Raw genomic sequence first — 20290 nt, forward strand, 5'->3', positions numbered from 1 at the left:
TTCACAAATTCAGCACATGCTCAGGTAACCCGGTGGTGCGTTATCGGCACGCCGATGTTAAAGAACCGCATGTTTGGATGTGATGCAAGGTGCGGAGTATCAGTGCATCTCGATCACTTACCGGGCTTGCTTGTCGCTTCGGTTAACCGGCTCGACGGACCCATCACACCGGTTGCCGCATGATGGCTGTGGTCTAACACGAACGGTCCCACACGGCGATCGAAGTGGTAAAGAAATGCCGTGTCCTCGTCTGGGGTGTGTCGCAGTTTGGGTGTGAAGTTTTCGGCATAAGCAGCACCGGTTGATAAGCGAACTTCATCGATCCATCCGCTAAACGATCGTGTTGGGTTGCCACGACGATTCGGATCGGCACCGACAAAGAACGGCAAGCTATTCACTCGTCGTTTCAAGGCTTGCTTTGTTGCTTGTCGGGACTTTGGATGGGCTGGTTGGTTGCCTACCCGTACTCCATCGACATACAGGCTGACCGACTCGCCGTCATAGACTCCGGCCAGATGAGTCCATTGGTTCGGCTTCATCGGCTTGGTTGCTTTGGCGATGACATAGCGTCCGCCGAGGTGAATGGAAAACTCTGGCACGCCTTCATCGCTGAAGATCGCGTATTCCGAGGATTCGGTCTTGGCCAAAATCGCACGGTAACCTGGCAGCGATTCTGGACGTACCCACGCTTCGAGCGTCATCGGTCCGTCGGGTAGCTCGATGTCCTTGGACTCAACGCGGATCGCCGATTGATCGTTTTGGACGTGAAGACAGTGATCGTTTTCTACGCTGAAATAGTCCGCCGGTACTTGTCCTAATGCCAGCTCAATCGGATGGATCGCCTCTGGCAACCGGGCTCGTACCGAGCTTGTTTTGGCTTCTACGGTCAGGCTAACCGCTGGCACGTTTTGTAAGGATTCAGCACCGATTCCATCATCTTCGCCCGCGGTGGGCGAAACGTCACGCCGAACGATGAAGTTGACCTCGTGGCTTTCGCCCGGCTTCAGTTCGAGGTGTCGGTGATCCAAACTGGAAAGCCAGTGCGCCGAATAAGAGGTTGGGGCTTGTGTCAAAGTCACGTCGACTGGATAGGACGTTGGATTGCGAAGAACAAGCGTGACCTCGCCGTGGCAAGAACCATCCGCGTTAACGATCAATGCGGGTGAGGTTTGCTTGACACGAAGTTTGCGAGCTTCGTTCACCTCGGCCAGGAATTTGGGTGTGAACTGTTGCGGATCCATGACGCTGCCCACCGGTAACGTCGCGACGGTGATGTGTTCGCGACGCACGGTCACCATGTTGAAGTGATGCAGGTATCCCGCGTCGGGGATATCCGCTTCGATTCCCGCGCCCGTGGCACCGAGCGTGTAGTACTCGATGTTGTTCCGCTGGATCGGTAGGTTTTCGCCAGGTAAGCCGCCTGCCGCATCTTGTGTTTCTGTCGCTTTGGTCTTTTGTGCTGCCTTTTCTGCGCGGGTGGGGCCGTCGTATCGCATGTGGTGAATGTGGCCGGCGAAGACAGCCGACACGTTGCCCGCTTTGACTAGCTTGCGTTCAACGACCGGCCAATTGCTGCCGGTGTATCCGCCGCCAATCCAACGGGGATGGTGCAAGAACAGAAAAATATGATCGACGTCGCTTAATTCAGCCAACGCCTTGTCTAGGAACTCCAGTTGTTCCGGACTCATGTTTTGCAGTGCACCCACGTTGAATGCTTTCAGGTTGGTGATCCGGTCGCCTTCGTCGGAATAGAGCACGACGAAACCGGCGTTCTTGTGCCGGAAGCTGTACCACAGCGGTCCAAAGTGTTTTTCGTAATTGGCTTCGTGGTGTCCCGGCGGTGCTGCTGTCTCGCCACGCCAGTAGATGTCGTGATTGCCCGCGACGGGGTACCACTTCATGTTCAAGCGATTGACGATCGACTTGTACTCTTTCATCTGCTTCAACCACGGCGGCGAGTCGCTGTACCCTTGGATTAAGTCTCCCACGGTCATCACCAAATCAGGATCTAGCAAGTTCGTGTCGGTGACCGCTTGTTCGAGGACCTTCAGACCAGCGGGCACGCCACCGGTGCGATCGCCGAATACCACGAAGTGAAAAACATCGTCGCCTGACTCGGGCGGGGGCAGCACGACGGTGGACGGCCGTGAGGTCATGAACGAGTCATTCGCGCCGGCTTCGGTCGCGGTCGGCGCATCGGGTGTGGAGGCATGGGAATGTGAACCGTCGCCATCGTGGGCCTGGGCCGTTTCAACAAGTTGGCCGGTGCCGGCGAGTAGCAGCATCAATAGACAACCGATCCGAAGCGTTACTGGAACAGCTTTTATGAGTTGCATGCGATGGGCTGCCTGATGGAAAAACAACTCGGTATAAGTCGCGGGCGGTTGGATGATCATCATGAGTCCTGGGTAGGCGGATGTCCGTGGCAAGGAAGCCCAGGACAGCGGGGGAGCGGACGGCAGGGTGGCGGAAAGCGGGTTGTGTAAGGCGAGGTTGTGGAAGGCAAAGTGATGGATGGCAGATTGATGCGGGAACCAAGATGGACTGAACACGATGGACTGAACGCGAAGGCGACGTTGGACTGCAAAAGCAGCCAGCGACGGAATGCCGCAGGCCAGAGAAGTCGAGCTGATCGGCAAAAATTTCGGATTCTGGACTTCAGGCCAAACCGTTCCAGAACGCATCTTAGGGTATCCGCCAAACGGCAAATGTGGGGTGGCCCGCTAGGACTCCGAGCCGAAATCGGATAGGTCGACTAAGTGTCCTTGGAAATAGTCGCACGTCACAAAGTCCCCAAGCGAACCATTTTGAACGGGCGGTGGTCCAACTGGATTCAAACTTGTTGAAGGAAGTGAGAAAATTTTGATTTGTGACAAGTTTTCCACGGCCAGTTTTTGCACGCTCGGCCGTTTTCTAACCTCCGTCCCGGGTAGGCACTTAGGTTGCAAAAAGGGTCAGGCGTAGCATTTGTGGTGGAAGACAGCCCCGGTCGCAACTGATTCGTTGCAAGCAACTTAGGTAATGGCAAAAGTTTCTCGTTGACACGTCCTCACGATTCCCTAACATTCTCCCTGTCGTCCACATGTAGTGCCTCGAAGGCATGGAAGCCACTACCGGTAGTGACAGCAAAACGTCTTGTGGCGTTTTTGCTGATTCGCGTATCACCGGTGCTAGCGGCTTGCTCCCTCCGCAGCCGCATCGCTCCACAGCGAACCGTTCGACGAGACTGAATCGTTTTTATATTTCGCCTGCTACCTCGATTCTGTTTGGCTGGCGCCGTTTGTATTCCGCTCGTGTCCTGGATTGGCTGCTGCCAATTCAAAGACCTCCGGCGGATCTTCGTGAGGACCACGGAGACGCTCAATCGGTTCCCGCCCAAGGATGAAACCCTCTAGGAGTCACTGACCCAACCATGTCCACCGCTTTGCCAACCCAATCTGATCGCTTTGCCAACGACACCGACGCGAACGGGTATCAAGATGATGCTCGTTTAACCTCCACTCAAAATGACCCGGCCCTAGAAAAGGTCGATTCCCAGCACGGGGTCGAGTACGCCAAGAAGAAGTTCAGCGCCGAAGCTCGCGGCAAGCGAGCCGGTTTGAAAGTTGCCGCCACTTTTTGCCCCGATGACGGACGTACTCCATTCGCGACCACCCAGTGGGACTTGCGAAGCGCCTCGATCAAGGACGAAACCGGCAAGGCTCTCTTCGAGCAAACCGATTGCGAAGTGCCTAGCTCGTGGAGCCAATTGGCTACCAACGTGGTTGTCTCGAAGTATTTCTACGGTGATCCATCGACCGAAGGCGAGCGGGAACGCAGCGTTCGTCAATTGATCCACCGTGTGACCCGGACGATCAGCGATTGGGGCTTGGCCGACGGTTACTTCGATACTCCTGAAGACGGCGAACGGTTTTATCGCGATCTGACTTGGTTGTGCCTGCACCAGCACGGTGCGTTCAACAGTCCCGTGTGGTTCAACGTCGGCTTGCATGCCCAGTACGACGTCAAAGGCGACATGTGCAATTGGCACTGGGACAAGACAATCGAAGACACCGCCCAACCAGAAAACCCATACGAGTTTCCACAAGGGTCGGCATGCTTTATCCAAAGCGTGGACGACAACATGGAAGACATCATGCGTTTGGCGTGCAGCGAGGCGATGTTGTTCAAGTTCGGTAGCGGCACCGGCACCGACCTTTCGACCATCCGCAGCCAACGTGAAAAGCTTTCCGGCGGTGGTACACCCTCGGGCCCACTTTCGTTCATGCGAGTTTACGACTCGATCGCTGGCGTCGTGAAGAGTGGCGGCAAGACTCGCCGGGCGGCTAAGATGCAGTCCTTGAAGGTCTGGCATCCAGATATTCTTGAGTTCATCGAGTGCAAATGGGCGGAAGAAAAGAAAGCCCACGCCTTGATCCGTGAAGGTTACGAGTCGAACTTCAACGGCGAAGCTTACAGCAGCGTGTGTTTCCAAAACGCCAACCTTTCAGTGCGTTTGACCGACGATTTCATGGAAACCGTCCGCAAGAACGGACAATGGCAAACCCGTTGGATCACCGACAAGCCGACCAACGAAGCACCAAGCTACGACGCCAAGGAATTGCTCAACAAGATGGCCGAATGTGCTTGGCACTGTGGCGACCCAGGTGTGCAGTACGACACCACAATCAACAAATGGCACACTTGCCCTAACAGCGGTGCGATCAACGCATCGAACCCGTGCAGCGAATACATGTTCCTGGACGACACGGCATGCAACCTTGCCAGTATCAACTTGATGAAGTTCGTCGAAAAAGACGGTAGCTTCGATGTCGATCGTTTCCGTGCCGCGGCCCGAACGTTCTTCATCGCTCAAGACATTCTGGTTGACCACGCCAGCTACCCGACTGAGCCGATCGCTCGCAACTCACACTTGTACCGACCTCTTGGACTGGGCTACTCGAACTTGGGTAGTGTGGTCATGACGTCGGGACTGGCCTACGACAGCGATGCTGCTCGCGGACTATGTGGTTCGCTGACGTCGCTATTGCACGGCGAAGCTAACCGCACCAGCGCCGAAATGGCTGCTGTGGTAGGACCCTTCGAAGGCTTTGCCGGTAACGAAGAGCCAATGCACAACGTGATGCAGATGCACCGCGCCGCTTGTGACGACATTCATGACGGTGGACCACCGGAATTGAAGGAAGCCGCACAAAAGCTGTGGGACGAAGTCACTGAAATCGGCAAGAAGCACGGTTTCCGCAACGCTCAAGCTACGGTTTTGGCACCGACCGGAACGATCAGCTTCATGATGGATTGCGATACGACCGGTATCGAGCCAGACATCGCGTTGGTGAAATACAAGCAACTTGCCGGTGGCGGGATGCTGAAGATCGTCAACCAAACCGTCAAGCTTGGTTTGAAGAAGCTGGGTTACAGCGAATCGAGCATCGAAGACATCCTGAAGTTTGTTGACGAAAACGACACCATCGAAGGTGCACCGGGACTGAAGGACGAGCATCTTTCGGTGTTCGACTGTGCGTTCAAGCCAGCCAACGGTGTACGCAGCATTCCTTGGCGTGCGCACATCACCATGATGGCAGCGGCTCAGCCGTTCTTGTCCGGTGCGATCTCCAAAACCGTCAACATGCCTACCGATGTCACACCGGAAGACATTGCTGACGCTTACTTCTGGGGCTGGGAACTGGGGCTCAAGGCGATCGCAATCTACCGCGATGGTAGCAAGCAATCTCAACCTCTGAACACGAAGCAGGACGACAAAGAAAAGTCCGGCTCGGCTGAAGTGATCACGAAGACGGTTGAGAAAATCGTTTACAAACCACGCCGCGAACGTTTGCCCGACACGCGTCAAAGCTTGACCCACAAGTTCACGATCGCCGGTCACGAAGGTTACCTGTGCGTGGGACTGTACCCCGATGGTCGCCCTGGTGAGATGTTCATCACGATGGCGAAGGAAGGGTCCACGATTGGTGGGATCATGGATAGCTTCGGCACCGCGCTTTCGATCTCGCTTCAATACGGCGTGCCGTTGGATGTGATCGTCAACAAGTTCAGCCACACTCGTTTCGAGCCGATGGGACACACGTCCAACAAAGACATCCGCATCGCCAAGAGCGTTGTCGATTACATCGCTCGTTGGTTGGGTGTGACATTCATGTCCGGTCACGATCACGGACCACAATCGTCACAGGGCAATGGCCCTGAAGCGACCAACGGCAGTGACGTGTTCGGTGGAGTGACCGTCGAAAATGGCGTCGCCGTCGCCGGCGTCGCTGATTCGGCCAAGAAGCCAGCCGCTCGCCAAAGTTCGGTCATGATGGAACTGCAAAACGACGCAGGTGCCGCTGTCGCAATCGCTGAAAGAGCGATCATGATGGCAACGCTCGGCACGTCGAACGGTTCCGGTGCGAACGATCAATCGGCCAACGGGAACAAGGACATCAACCTGAACGCCCAAACGGATCAGTTCTCGCGTTTCCAAACCGATGCCCCCAGTTGCGATAACTGTGGCAGCATCACGGTTCGAAACGGCAACTGTTACCTGTGCCACAACTGCGGCAACTCGATGGGTTGCAGCTAAGCAACTCTGATTGCTAAGTAAAATTAGTCGAGGCACGCTCACTCCGGTGAGCGTGCCTTTTTTCGTGCAGGCACCGATGGGAGATCGTAACTGTGCCGCCCGCGAATCTTTCGACCCATCCATTTTTAAGCGTGACCGCAGTGGACAGGCAACGTGTGTCCTTCCGCGCCGCTCAACGAAACGGATTCGTTGCCTCGTCCACTACCGAAGATTCATTCTAGTGAAAGCACTATTGCGGGAAATAGAAGTTAACTGCGTCGTCGTATCGATAGACCGTTTTAGGCATCTGGGCAAAAGCGGGTACATGCAGAGATAAGCAGTGCAGTTCACCTTGCAACTTTTTCATGGTCGACATGTCGATCGTTTTCACGTGATGGTTCGGCAACAGCATTTGATAAGTTTGCACGGCGCGGCGAATCATCTCGGGCGACTCATCGGCAAAAATGGGCATCAAGACCAAGTCGTTTGCCAGTATCGCATTGGTGTAGGCACTCCACGAAGTGTCCTGACGAGCCGGAATGGCGACTCGATGGACCTGCATTGGCACCTCGCCCTCCTCGCCCATGTTCACGCGAATGTTACGGAGTCTTTCGACGTTCCGTTCCAAAATGGCCGAGTTGATCGGATCGAGACTCGGATCCAAGCGAGCGACCAACACGTCTCTCGGTGACAAGAACGTCGTGAACATGTCGACGTGCCGAGTCTCTTCGGATTGCAAAGGTTCTAAGACAACCAATTGCGATAAATTGCACGCGTCGGCGAACGCCTCGACCACAATTCGTTTCCCATCCATGATCGGATCCTGGCCAGGATACGCTTGCTCGAATTCGATGTGGTTATCTTCAAAAATTCGTGTGGTCGTCAGCGCCAACCCATGTCCGTTGCTCATCAAGTTGCCGCCTTGAATCGTCCAAGGCACGGTCACGACTTCCGATTGGGTTTGGTTCGCCCATACCTGCGGTAAACGATCGTCCAAAGGTCGACTGCCGACGTAATAGAAATCCAGCACGTTCGCGCCAATTGGTTTACCAAACGCATCCGCCGTTTGCATGAACGTGGGACCAAAGTCACGCAACCAAACCGTGTCCGTCGGCATCATGCACAGATAAAGCTCAGGAAATTTCTCTTCGGTTTCCCCAAGCCAACGCGTCGTCTCTTTCATCTGGATCGAATCGGAGCACAGGACAACGAGGGGTAAATGGCCTCGTGTTTTGCGAGCGATTTCTTGCAGAATGAAGCGATGGTGCGGTTGCCAATCACCCACGCTAAGCATCAACGCGTAGGGCGTTTCGAATTCAGCCGCCAAACGTGGCCATACGCTTGTCGCTTGGCGAACCGCGTTGACGCCGCCGTGGGAATCAACGGTCATCGAGACAATCGGTTTGGCAGACTCTTGTGCGATGGCTCCAGTGGCTGCAAAACCCAAGCTGGCCAATACACCCATGCTGGCCGATACGCAAACCAGTGCAATCCACTTCGGTGTGATTTGCGGCTTCGACTTGTCCGCGCTGGCAGACCATTTCCAGAACACCCGCGTTCGCATGCTTGGCAACCCGGCAAAAGAATCGGCGTTGACGGGCAACGCTGTAGAAACCTGAAGGTGGATTCACCGCTCAAAGCTGGAAGGGAAAACTTCCAGGCCAAGTAGTCGGAGCGGAATCAGTGTATTCAAAATTCGCGGCCGTGGGATGCCCAAAATGGTTTCTGGACCGGCCGACGGAGTTCAACGGGTTATGTTGTCGCCAATGGAGCGGGGGTTTGATACTTTCTTGATCTGAAAATACTGATGCCCCCCAATGGCCGATCAACGGACGAACCCTCGATGACTAAGCGACGCAAACGTTCCTCCACGACCAACGGCGGATCTGACATTGGTCAACCGCAGGATTCTTCCCAGAACCCACAAGATTCCCACAGCCCCAAAGGCCCCGGAGGTTCTCAAGACGGCAATCCCGGTAGCCCGGCCGCGGAAGAACCCGTCGTTGGCAAGATGAAAGAGACCCCTCGCGGCAAACAGATCTTGTTCCCGCAGCTTCCTTCCCTATCGCGGATCATGTCCGTGGTGATGTTGGTGTTCGGGATCCTGGCGGTGGGAGTGCTGTTTTATCAGTTAATGATCGGCTTCTTCGTTCCACTCTTTTTGGCCGCGTTACTGGTGGTTATCTTCCGGCCCGTGCATGGTTGGATTTTGGAAAAGACCGGTCGCCGCCCGCGAGTCGCTGCCGGTTTGACAACGTCGCTGGTGCTATTGGTGGTCTTGATGCCTTTGGGCATGTTAGTGTCTATCGCGACGACCCAGTTCACTGTCTTGTTATCGCAGATGAACGGGAGCATGTCGGTGGCTCTGGATCGAGTCCGATCGCAGCTCAGTTTGGAATTGCCGCACGCGGAACATTTTCGCGAGCTGGACCGGATCGTTGATCGTCTTGGGCTGGAAGACCCTTCCCTTGATGTCTCCAGTGACTTCGCACCAAAAACGGACTACAGCTACAAAGCCAAGCAGCTTGACAAAGCGGCTGCCATCATCGAGTTCCTGCAGACGGATTTACCTAGTGCTGACGATGCGACCGAGGCTGCTGATAATGCGATCAACCACCTCGCCCGGTTCGCTGAAGAGTTGCGTAAGGCCGATCAGTTGCATATTGATGAAGCGGCGATGGATTCAGTCAATCCGCTATTGCGACTGAACGTTTCTGAACAATTTGAACAGGATGCTGTTGTAACGGCGGCAGCCATTCGCACATGGATGCAGCGAAAATTGGGCGGCGCGTTGAAGAGTCAGTTGAAGTTGCTGGCCAATCCCGATGAGACCGATTTCGCTCGACTGATCCGTGGTGCTCGAGAGTCGTTGCAGCCACGATTCGTGCGATTGACCAGTGCGACAGGAAGCTTCCTGGCCCAGATCATTTTTGGGCTCGTGATCCTGGTGATAGCGGTCTACTTTTTCTTGATCGATGGGCCCGCGATGATCATCACGTTGATGCGGTTGTCGCCGATGGACGACGTGTACGAGCATCAACTTTTAATGGAATTTGACCGGACCAGTCGGGCCGTTGTTTTGGCTAGCGTTTTGTCGGCTGTCGTCCAGGGAATCCTAGCGACGTTGGGATTTTGGGTTTGTGGTTTCGATCAGATTATCTTGCTGCTTTTCCTAACCAGCCTGATGGCGTTGGTGCCTTTCTTGGGCGCCGCATCGGTGTGGGCTCCCTGCGCATTGTGGCTCGGCGTGGTGGAACAACGCATGATGCCAGCGGTTTTGCTGGCAATCTGGGGTGCGGGGGTCGTTTCGTCGATCGACAACGTGATCAAGGTTTTTGTGCTGCACGGTCGCAGCCAATTGCACCCGCTGTTTGCTCTATTGAGCGTGATTGGCGGCGTGTCGGTGTTTGGGCCGATCGGGATTTTGGTGGGGCCGATGGTCGTCGTGTTCCTACAAACGTTGCTCGAAATCCTCAACCATGAATTGAAGGGAGAGGAGCCAACAGAACAGCCAACCGAAGGTTCGTTACCGACCGGTGACCTAGCGCAGAAAGCGTCCGTCACAGATGAAAGCACTGCGGTCGGCGTCGTGCCGCGACAATAGAGTGAGTGCGGTCTCGTAGCAGTTCCGGCCTAGTCGCCGGCAGCGAACCACACACAAGTTCAAGCGGAACGTGGGCAAGATTAAACGCACTGCTTCGCCAGGGAACCATTCCTGGGGTGACAGCACGGCGCAAGCGTTGTTGGAAAAATCTTTGGTATAGATTCCAACCAAAACGCGTTCGCGCTCAATGGCAGGAAGTGATTTCTCGCTAACCATGAATCCGCGAAGGCGAACGATGCGACGCTGTTTGGTTCGCTTTTCTTGGCTATCAGGTTGTACGATTCCCTTTTCATAGAAGAAGTTGTCGTACCCGTTTGGCAATTCGATTTGCCAGTCATGCGATCGAACTAAGTCGGCGTAGTAGGTTGGATAATCGAAATCCAGCATTCTACTATCTCCTTATCAAGGGCTTTTCCGCTTTCGCGGCGTAGCAGGTCAATCGCTTGGCTGCGCGGCATCGGTGTGCGGTATGGGCGATGACTGGTCACCGCTTCGTAAATATCAACAACGGAACACAGCTTGGCCCAAGGGTGAATTTCTTCGGAAACCAAACCGACCGGGTAGCCGCCACCATCAAGCCGTTCATGATGCTGGTAAACCATCATCAACTGGGCACGCGTCAGGTCGCGGCGATGCGCCAGTTGGCAAAACCCGTCAAGTGGGTGCTTTTGGATGATTTCAAATTCATCGTCGTCAAGCCGGCCATTCTTGGTCAAGATCGCGTCGGAAATTTCTAACTTACCAAGGTCGTGTAGTAATCCGCCGGCGATGATCAGTTCGACGTCCTCGCGACTGTAACCCAGTTTTGTCGCCAAGATTCCGCAGTAATAGGCGACGTTGGCGCTGTGGGTGAAGGTGGCGTAATCGTGGTTCATAACGCGGAAGAGATCTTCGGAACCAAAGTCTTCCCGTGTCACCAAATTTGCAGCGATGCCGCCAAGTTGTGCTGCCGTGTCGACGGTGTTGTCGGCGTTTCCTTCGCGGAAGCTCGTTTGCAGCACGTCGAGAACGACTTCGTTAAGAGCGGCTGCGCGTTGTTCGTTTCCGGTGTTTTCGTCGCCACCACCTTCCGCGATGTCGCGTAGGTAATTCTGATAGGTGGTTCGCGATTCGCGTTCGATGAAGAGCTGGTTAACTCCTCGCGATTTTAATTTGTTCAGGTCCTCTGGCTGCATCGGATAGTCCGCGCCGCGGTACAGCTGAACGCGATCCGTATTGTCGATCCGACAATACAAATCGGTGCCGATCGCCATCGTTGGCGATAGCGTCGAAACGCTGATGGCAATGAGTTCGCTGGTGAACATGGCAATGGAAGCGGGGAAAATCCGAGAGAGGGGGATACACAAACTTAGGATACAGATTGTCACCGGTTGGAAATCCCCGAATAGTTTTTCTAGAAATCGACTCCCGTTTAGTTCGCAGCGATTGAGATACCCCCAAACACTATTTTCGCCCGAATGCGTGGGGTAGTGAAATCGTCTTCATCCGTATTACTAGGCAATCATCCCACCATTAGAAGGTTGCTCTGTTGAATCGGCCGGTCGGGTCCGTCACAGTAGTGGCGTCCCGGTGGTTCCAGATGCTGGCCGCCGAACCGTTTTCCTCGTGTTTGGACCCGTTTATTCATGCCTGACTTCTATCAACATGACCTGATCACCACCATTCACGACTTACGGAGCGCCGGTCTCGAAGATCTCGAGTCGATGCTGCGTGAATCGACAACTAAGCAAAAAATTGGCTTGGTGTTGCCCGTTACGGCTTCGGACATGCGTGCTGAACCGTTCACGAAAATTGTTGAAGAGCTCACGCAAGCCGATTACATCGGATCCATCGTCGTCAGCCTCGGTGTCGCTCCGGATCAAGCGGATTATGACGAAACGAAAGCTAAAATCTCGGGGTTGGGCGACCGAGCGAAAGTGCTCTGGACCGACGGCCCAGCCGTCCAGGGCCTTTATGATGAGCTGATCGACGCCGGAATCCCGTTGTCGACACCGGGAAAAGGACGTAGCGTCTGGACAGCGTTTGGTTACTTGTTGGACGATCCCAATATCGAAACCTTCGTGCTGCACGATTGCGATATCGTGGATTACAGCCGGATGCTGTTGGCTCGGTTGTGCTTGCCGATGGTTCATCCCAGTTTGGATTATGAATTTTGTAAGGCCTATTACGCACGCGTGACCGACCGCATGCACGGGCGTGTGGTTCGACTATTGGTTGCGCCACTATTGCGGGCATTAATGCAGTGTTTCCCTGAAAACGAATTCGTCCGCTTTCTGGGCAATTTCCGCTATCCGCTGTCGGGCGAATTCTCGCTGACCCGCAACCTGGCACGAAGCAATCGGGTTGCCAGCGACTGGGGACTCGAAGTCGGCACACTGTCGGAAGTTTATCGCAACACCGCTCTCAAGCGTGTGTGCCAGGTCGACTTGGCTTGTTTATACGAGCACAAACATCAAGAGTTGTCGGTTAATGATTCCGGCCGCGGTTTGATGAAAATGGCACTGGATATCCTTACGACGGTCTATCGCACACTCGCCAGCCAAGGCATCGTGCTCTCGCATTCGACGTTTGTCACGTTGCGAGCTTCATTCTTGCGAATTGCTCAAGACTGCATTCGCCAATATGGAGCCGATGCCCGGGTCAACTCGTTGCACTACGATCGTCACAGTGAAGAAGTCACTATCGAAGCCTTCGCGCAGTGCGTGACCGAGGCCGGTGAGATCTTTGCGAATGACCCCAGTGGGAACCCTGCGATCCCGAACTGGACTCGCGTTCGTGCCGCGTTCCCCGACTTCCCGCAGCGTCTACGCGAGACTGTAGAGTGATACGGTTCCGCCTTTCACACCGCACTTTTGGGCATTGATTGGCATGTTTTTCGGTCCGTTGCCTTGTTGGGAAGCCAACATGGCGACGGCGCGAGTTTGGTTGATCGCTTGGTTGAGCGACTCGGCAGTCCATTGTTGGGCCTCACCACCGGCCAATTCCATGATACCGATCGAAAGTCGTTCGCCGTGGTTTGCTTTTTGATTGGAAGCCAGTGGGACGCCGATCGATCCGGCCGCCAAACAAATTTGTTCCGCCCGTCGCAAGGAGTCTTCCGGACTGCTTTCGGGCATGCAGATCAATAAAGTCGAGTGGTTCAGGCAGCCAATTCGGTCTTGGCTGCGCATCGCCGCCCGCACGAGTTGAAGGAGCGATCGCATCATCGCCCCGCCCGGATGACCTGACAGGGTAACGGCCATTAACTGATGCGGCCGCTTCGACGAACGGTTACCTTCAACGGTTTCCCAAATTCCATCCAGCATCGATTCGCGGTCCGGCAGATAGCTGAGTGCCTTAGGCGGCGGCATTTGGTCAGCTTGTATGATGCTGGACGTGAATTCTTCTAAAGCGTCTGGTTTTTCTGGTTCGTCGAAGACCCCGCCGACTGCGTCGTTGACTTGACCACTTAATGAGCTTAATTCGGCCTGGATGGTCGCTTCAGCCTCGGTGTTCAGTTGGGACGATTCGGCCGCAGTTTTCGCTGCTTCTGGCTCAATCAAATTGGTCGGAATCGCGGCAATAGGTTGCTCGACATCGGTCGGAGTGGCCGGTTCCTGTTTGCCAACTCGAACGAACCGGCGTCCGTCGACATAGTGAGAGCAGTTTCGCCCAGCTTCTTTGGATCGATATAGCGCGTCATCAACGATTTGCAGCCATTCGTCCATCGATTGTTCGGCTTGTAGCTGGCCAATGCCGACGCTGAGTGTGACCTGGAACCGTTTGTCTTCGAAGCGAATGTCGCGGTTGCTGATTGCGATCCGAGTCTGCTCAACCAAGTCGATGGCTTCATGGAAATCGGTGTCGCCAATTAAGACGCTGAATTCCTCGCCACCGAATCGCGAAACCAGTCCGTAAGGTTCCAGTCTCGCTTCCAGCATCCGAGCAACCTGACGCAAGACTTCGTCACCATATCGGTGGCCGTGCTCGTCATTGAATGCCTTGAAATGATCAATATCCAGCAAAATCAGAGTGCCAGCACGCGATGCGCCCTTGTCATAATGACGTAGCAAGCGATCATCGAAGGCACCCCGGTTTGCAAGTTGAGTAAGTGCATCGGTTTGTGCGCGTTGTTCGGCCGATTGCAATTGTTTGGATTGTTCACGCAACCGTTCTTGCGAATTTTGCAGTTGTTCCCGCATGGTCTCGTTAGCGGACAATAGTTCTTCCACCGCTTCCAGGATGACAGGCGGTGCACCGGACAGATCGCTGGCAATCAAAGTGGAGCTGACCCGGTCGACGCGACTTTGGTGAGCATCCACGCTCGCGGCCAGTTGAGCGGCAAAAGAGCGGATCCGGCCTGCCACGGCTGATAGCTTTTCCGCTGGGATCGATGCGGTGACCGATTTCTCGGGAGCGTCGGGAACTGTCGATGGTTGAGGTTTAGCGGTTGGAGTGGATGCCGCGGCTTGCGATTGCGCTTTCGCGTCGCTGGCCGCAACTCCGCTGCGATGCAATGCGTGCATCACCCAGCCTAGGCACAGTCCGGCGCCGCCACATCCGAACGCGGTGATAATGTCAAAAATCATTTCAAACTACTTTTGCTCGTACGGTAAACCCGATCGCTTGCTCAAAGCCGACAGCGACGCTGTTTGGATTTACGTCACAGCGAACGAGAGTCAAGTTATTGATGTGCTAAAGGCGTCCAATCGTTCGTAAAGCTCTTTAGCGTCGCCTTGAAATGACCTAAGGCCCCTGTTGTTCCTAATTTACGGGTGGATTCTGGGCGGCCTAATCAAAATAGAGGAATTGCCGTAGCTCGATCGCTTGTTATCGGAAATAGTTAAGGGCACCAGGCAATTGACTAACGCTCCCGTATGGATTGGGTATCTATGTCTACAACCACTTCAGTATCCCGCTTACTCGAAAATAGCTCGACGTCGTCGTCGCTGGTGATCGCTCAATTTGAAGCGTCACTGCAAGAACGATTGCTTCGAGTCGACGCAGTTGCGTCCTTGCCGGAAACACTCCCACCCAAGGGTGCACGTGCCGTTTTGGCGAGCAGCACCGTTGCTGAAATCCGTCATTTAGGTGTTGATGAAGATGTCGAAGAGATTCGCATCACCGGACGGGTCAGCAGTTTTTATCACAAGCAACTCGCGCAAGAAGCCATGCGTCCGATTGCGGAAGGCCGCTTAGTTGTCAATCAGGTTCACGTCGCATAGCAGCGGCAATCAACCTACGTCGTTCCACTTGGTCCGGCACAACTTAGTCCGGTACGACTTCGCAACCAACTTCTTGTGGCCATGTTAAGCGGGCAAGGGCAGCCGAGCTAATTCGGTGACACTAACAGTGTTTCCATTCTTTGGGCGGCCGCATCAATGCTGTGGTTTGCCTCGAGGCGTTGACTTGAATGGGTGACATATCCCGCGATCAAGTCCGGGTTCCTGGCCCAATGAACGATCCGCTCGGCTAACGCATGCTGGTTTTCCGGTGGAAAGCATTCGCCGCCGCCAGTCGCTTCGATTAGTTCTGGAAACGCGCCGTGGGCAGGTTGTAGAACCGGAACTTTGGCTGCCAGTGCCTCTAAAACGAACAAACCCTTGGGATCCTCGTACGGTGACGGCACGCTCATCAAATCAAAGGATCGCAGGAGGTCGACTTTTTCTTCCAGCGTGGGACTGCCGTGATAAACGAAGCGTCCCGCCAAACCCGCGTCGGCGATTCTTTGCCGAAGGTCATCCAGATAGACTGCGTTGTGTTCACCTAGCCAACCAGCCACATGGAGTGTGATGTGGTCATTCCGCGCGTCATGGGCGAGTAGCTTGAAAGCCTCGACCAAAACATGCAGTCCTTTTTCGGGCGCAATCCGAGCGAGGTAACCCACACGAAATTCGCCGCTCTTCTTAGCCGCGGCTTCCGGTAATTCATTAGGCGGCTTGTAAAACGGTTTTAGGTCTATCGATAGCGGATGGATGTCCACTTTCGATTCGTCGATCGCTAGCCAACTGCACATTTTGTCGCGGTAGAATTCACTGTTGGTTACAAAACGATGCACGTGCTTGGAAAGTTCACTGCACAGCACGATCGCTTCGGCTCGGATATCGTCAGGCAGATGATCTAAGAAGATATCGTCGCCCTGCAGCACGGTGACAATCTTGGTGTTCGGTAAGCGTTGGCGGATCACGGGGATCGCCCCGGCGATCAACAAGTTGCTCAAGAGGATGGCGTCCGGACGAATCTCCGTTTCCAGCCAACGTACCAATCGTTCGACTTCTTCGGCTTGTCGTCCGTGTTGCCCACGTAGCATCGAAAGCGTCAACTCGCCAAGCTTGGCCGGATCCGTTTGGACCGCTCGTCGAGTGGCCATCCGGATGATCCCTGGCCGATCCATCCAGGATCGCAAAAATCGCGGAACAAATCGCAGCAGCGGAAATTGTTGAAGCAGATAAACATGGATCCCGCCGAACCAGATCTGTTCACCAGCGATGCTGTCATCGTCGGTGCGGATGGGCGTGTATACCGGTTGCAGCAGCACGTCATGACCGCGAGCGATCAAGGCCTTGGCCAATGCGTTGTCGTGCATACAGCTTCCGCAAAACATGCCCGCGGCACCAGCAGTCAAAAAGACGATTTTCAAACGGAATCCTCAGGTTGGAACGAAACGCTATACTCTAGATTGTAGACAACGTTCTCGAGGTCTATGCCGTTAGACAGGTAAACTGTCAGTCCACCCATCGACGGGCCGTCAAATCCCAGGTCATGCGTCGAACCCAGCGTTTGGGCGAACCGTGGTATCGGGTTGAACCCAGTGGATCGGGTTGAACCCAGTGGATCGGGTTGAACCCAGAGATCGAGGCGTTCACCGCTATCCCCAACTTGGAATTTGACCAATCAGCCGATCAAACCAGCGGAAACATCTGTGACCCTTCCCTTTCGAATTGGCTTTGAATCGCCCGGCTACCTGTGGTTGGTCGCCGTATTGCCGTTGCTTTGGTGGCTAGGTTGGTCACACCTGGGTGTCTTGGGGCCGATCCGCCGAGTCTTCGCATTGATTTTGCGGTCGCTTGTCTGGACCGTCATCGTTGCGGCGTTGGCTGGCATCCAAATGGTCTGGGTTAGCGACCGAGTGACAGTCATGTACGTGCTGGATCAAAGTGAAAGCATTCCGCTGGAAAAGCGGAACGTGATGCTTGATTATGTTATCGAAGGCGTCCGCAAACACCGCAACAGTGCTCGCGGAGATCGGGCGGGCATGATCGTGTTTGGACGTGACGCGACGATCGAAATCCCGCCGTACGATGACGATGTTCCACCGATGCGGCGTTTGGAAAGTCTGCTCGACCGAACCGACGCTACCAATTTGGAAGCGGCATTGAATTTGGCGCAAGCGTCGATGCCCGAAGACACGTCCCGGCGGATCGTAATCATCACCGACGGGAATGAGAACGTCGGTCGTGCTCGAGCGATGGCCACCCGGGTCGCTTCCGCAGGGATCGGAATTGATATCGTCCCGGTTCTTACCGAATCATCTCAAGAGATCTTGGTCGAAAAGATCGATCTGCCATCGAACATTCGCAAGGGGCAACCGTTCGAAGCTCGCATCGTTGTGGATCGTCAAGGCGACCGAAAGACGATGGGCGGTAAACCAGGCCAAGAATCTGGCGAAAACTCGACGACAGCGGAAGCCGAGGCTCGACCGGTCCGTGGGCGACTGAGGGTTAAGCAGAAGGTGGCGGGAGAAGAATCGTTGCTGCTTGAACAAACTGTTGAGTTGGAACCGGGGAAAAACGTCTTCCCACTGAAACACTCGATCGATCAACCGGCGGCTTATACCTACGAGGCGGAATTCATTGCCGATGATGAAGCGGATGATGTCTTAACGCAAAACAACTCGGCGACCGGTTACACCTATGTACGCGGCAAGGGACGTGTGCTGTTGATACACAGCGACGGCGAGCTAGGCGATTACGAATTGATGGTGGGTGCGCTGCGAGATGCTGACATTGAGGTCACGCCGATGGCGGCGGACCGTTTGTTCGGCAGTATCGCAGAATTGCAGCCATATGATGCCGTCATCCTGGCTGGCGTGCCTCGTGTGTCGGGCGATAGCACTCAAACCATTACGCGGTTCAGCGACGAGCAGATTGAAATGCTTGTCCGCAACACACAACAGTTGGGAGCGGGGCTGCTGATGATCGGCGGTCCGGAATCATTGGGCGCTGGCGGTTGGGCTGGCACTGAACTTGAAAAAGCGATGCCCGTTGATTTCCGTATCAAGAACACCAAAGTGCAAGCCGTTGGTGCGTTGGCGTTGATCATGCACGCAAGTGAGATGGCCCAGGGCAACTATTGGCAGAAGGAAATTGCCAAGGCGGCGATCAAACAACTCGGTGGTGCCGACCAAGCCGGTGTCTTGCACTGGACGATGAGCGGTGATCGCTGGTTGTGGAACGGTTCGAAAGGTTTGCTGGAAGTGGGGCCGAATCGAAAAGCGATGATGGCCGCGGTCGGGAAAATGACGCCGGGCGACATGCCTGAGTTTGATCCTGCGATGCGTATGGCGGTAACCGGGCTGGCCCGCGTGAACGCTTCCATCAAACACTGCATCATCATCAGTGATGGTGACCCGAGTGACCCATCACCCGGCGTGATTAGCGATTTCAAAAAGAACAACATTACAATTAGTACTGTGGCGGTCGCTTCGCATGGACTGACTGAAAGCCAACGGTTGCGGCAAATTGCGTCCCAGACCGGCGGAAAGTATTACGCAGTAAAATCTGGCCGTGCTTTGCCGGGTATTTTCCAGCGGGAAGCTCGCCGCGTTGCGCGTCCGCTGGTTTATGAACCACCTGGCGGCGCGGCGCCCGAGATCGTGTTCCCTCATCCAGTGGTGGACGGAATTGAATCCGTCTTGCCGCCGGTCCGTGGTTTCGTGATGACGCAAACCAAGTCCAGCCCGTTGGCTCAGGTCGTCTTGCGATCGCCTCGTCCGGACTCGCCCGAAAACGCGACCATCTTAGCGACATGGAATTACGGACTTGGGCGTTCAGCGGTTTTGACCACCGATGCCGGACAGCGGTGGGCCGCCAGTTGGGCGCAGTGGCCGGGTTACGAAAAGTTGCACTCGCAACTAGTCCGGTGGCTGATGCGACCCACCGGCGACACGGGCCAATTTTCGCTCGCCACCAAAGTGAACGACGGGTACGTCGATGTGATCGTGACCGCTTTGAGCGACGACGATCAGTTTCTGAATTTCTTGGATGTCGCGGGATCGGTGCTTGATCCGGCGCTCCAGCCGGTTTCTCTACGAATGGAGCAAACCGCTCCGGGACGCTACGTTGGTCGATTCCCGATCGATCGTGCGGGCACATACTTTGTGAACGTGATACCGGGGGCGGGCAATTCCGCGCTTAGCACAGGAGTCACGGTTCCCTATAGCGAGGAATTTCGGTACCGGGAAACGAATCAAGCTTTGATCGCGCAACTTGCGTCGCTGCGTCCCAGCGGTGGTGAGCCGGGGCAGGTGACGTCGCCATTGGGCGTGGAGATCACTGACGAATCACTGCAGAATGACCCATTTCGCGGTGGGCTGCCCCTTGCTCGTCGCATTCGCGATGCTTGGCCTTGGGTCGTTTTGTTTGCGTTAACCGTTTTCTTTTGTGACGTGTTGGTACGACGAGTATCGATTCGTTTCCAGTTTCTGAAGCGTTGGGTTGGTGCGTTGATGGGCCACGCTGAAGTAGCCCCTGTGGCGGTGCAGCGTCTGGATCAACTGCGGCAACAAAAGCAAGAACTGAAGAGTTCAATGGCTGGGCGGGCTGCATCGACTCGATTCGAGCCGACCGCGACCGGAAGTACCGACGACGGTACGTCTGGACTGGACGAGTTATCTGGAACCGACGCATCGTCGCAAGGGGCTAATCGTGATGTGGATTCCAAAACCAAATCGCAAGCACCGGACAGCTCCAGTCCAGGTAGTTCCTACACCGAGCGGTTGCTAGAAGCGAAACGTCGAGCGAAAAAGTAGTCATTCCTAGCTGCCGAATGGCGGGTCAATGACAACACCTTTTTCCCCGCAATTGGCCTCAGCTAGCCTCGGTTTTGGCTTCGCGTGGCGGTTTGAGGGCGAAAATTTCGCTTTTTGC

11 protein-coding genes are annotated in these 20290 nt (G+C 55.0%); 5 read left to right on the forward strand and 6 right to left on the reverse strand.

All coding sequences use genetic code 11. The annotated features are described in order from the left end of the window. Positions 1-113 precede the first annotated feature (113 nt). Positions 114-2684, reverse strand: coding sequence for a LamG-like jellyroll fold domain-containing protein (locus ACR3ZL_RS08315; protein WP_473648343.1), 2571 nt, complete (start codon positions 2682-2684; stop codon positions 114-116). A 728-nt stretch (positions 2685-3412) separates the two neighbouring features. On the opposite strand from ACR3ZL_RS08315, the gene ACR3ZL_RS08320 reads away from it, so the two are divergent. Beyond that, positions 3413-6580 (forward strand): vitamin B12-dependent ribonucleotide reductase, encoded by a 3168-nt coding sequence (locus ACR3ZL_RS08320; protein ID WP_486173362.1) that lies wholly within the window; start codon positions 3413-3415, stop codon positions 6578-6580. 229 nt (positions 6581-6809) lie between these two features. Here ACR3ZL_RS08320 and ACR3ZL_RS08325 read toward each other — a convergent pair whose 3' ends face one another. Further along, positions 6810-8162: an agmatine deiminase family protein gene (locus tag ACR3ZL_RS08325; protein WP_473648342.1), complete on the reverse strand. Its 1353-nt coding sequence runs from the start codon at positions 8160-8162 to the stop codon at positions 6810-6812. Between the two features lie 240 nt (positions 8163-8402). On the opposite strand from ACR3ZL_RS08325, the gene ACR3ZL_RS08330 reads away from it, so the two are divergent. Next, positions 8403-10163 carry an AI-2E family transporter gene (locus ACR3ZL_RS08330; RefSeq protein ID WP_473648341.1) on the forward strand — a complete coding sequence of 587 codons (1761 nt, stop codon included), beginning with the start codon at positions 8403-8405 and terminating at the stop codon, positions 10161-10163. Here ACR3ZL_RS08330 and ACR3ZL_RS08335 read toward each other — a convergent pair. Together ACR3ZL_RS08335 and ACR3ZL_RS08340 are read right to left on the reverse strand one after the other, a co-directional pair. After that, positions 10101-10550, reverse strand: coding sequence for a hypothetical protein (locus ACR3ZL_RS08335; RefSeq protein ID WP_473648340.1), 450 nt, complete (start codon positions 10548-10550; stop codon positions 10101-10103). The genes ACR3ZL_RS08330 and ACR3ZL_RS08335 overlap by 63 nt on opposite strands. Beyond that, positions 10511-11467 (reverse strand): HD-GYP domain-containing protein, encoded by a 957-nt coding sequence (locus ACR3ZL_RS08340; RefSeq protein WP_473648339.1) that lies wholly within the window; start codon positions 11465-11467, stop codon positions 10511-10513. The genes ACR3ZL_RS08335 and ACR3ZL_RS08340 overlap by 40 nt, the downstream gene beginning before the upstream one ends. A gap of 321 nt (positions 11468-11788) precedes the next feature. On the opposite strand from ACR3ZL_RS08340, the gene ACR3ZL_RS08345 reads away from it, so the two are divergent. Further along, positions 11789-12988: a glycosyltransferase family protein gene (locus ACR3ZL_RS08345; RefSeq protein ID WP_473648338.1), complete on the forward strand. Its 1200-nt coding sequence runs from the start codon at positions 11789-11791 to the stop codon at positions 12986-12988. Here the strand turns inward: ACR3ZL_RS08345 and ACR3ZL_RS08350 are convergent. Further along, positions 12968-14731: a GGDEF domain-containing protein gene (locus ACR3ZL_RS08350; protein WP_473648337.1), complete on the reverse strand. Its 1764-nt coding sequence runs from the start codon at positions 14729-14731 to the stop codon at positions 12968-12970. The two genes, ACR3ZL_RS08345 and ACR3ZL_RS08350, sit on opposite strands and share 21 nt — an antisense overlap. Positions 14732-15034: 303 nt before the next feature. Between ACR3ZL_RS08350 and ACR3ZL_RS08355 the strand changes: the two genes are divergently transcribed. Further along, a complete protein-coding gene (locus ACR3ZL_RS08355; protein ID WP_473648336.1) occupies positions 15035-15367 on the forward strand; it encodes a hypothetical protein in 333 nt (110 codons plus the stop codon). 107 nt (positions 15368-15474) lie between these two features. Here the strand turns inward: ACR3ZL_RS08355 and ACR3ZL_RS08360 are convergent, their stop codons facing one another. Continuing rightward, a complete protein-coding gene (locus ACR3ZL_RS08360) occupies positions 15475-16782 on the reverse strand; it encodes a glycosyltransferase family 4 protein (RefSeq protein ID WP_486173363.1) in 1308 nt (435 codons plus the stop codon). A 282-nt stretch (positions 16783-17064) separates the two neighbouring features. Between ACR3ZL_RS08360 and ACR3ZL_RS08365 the strand changes: the two genes are divergently transcribed. Further along, positions 17065-20172, forward strand: a complete 3108-nt coding sequence (locus ACR3ZL_RS08365) for a VWA domain-containing protein (protein WP_486173364.1) — start codon at positions 17065-17067, stop codon at positions 20170-20172. The last annotated feature ends 118 nt before the right edge of the window (positions 20173-20290 follow it).

The organism is Rhodopirellula sp. J20-39, from assembly GCF_057365095.1.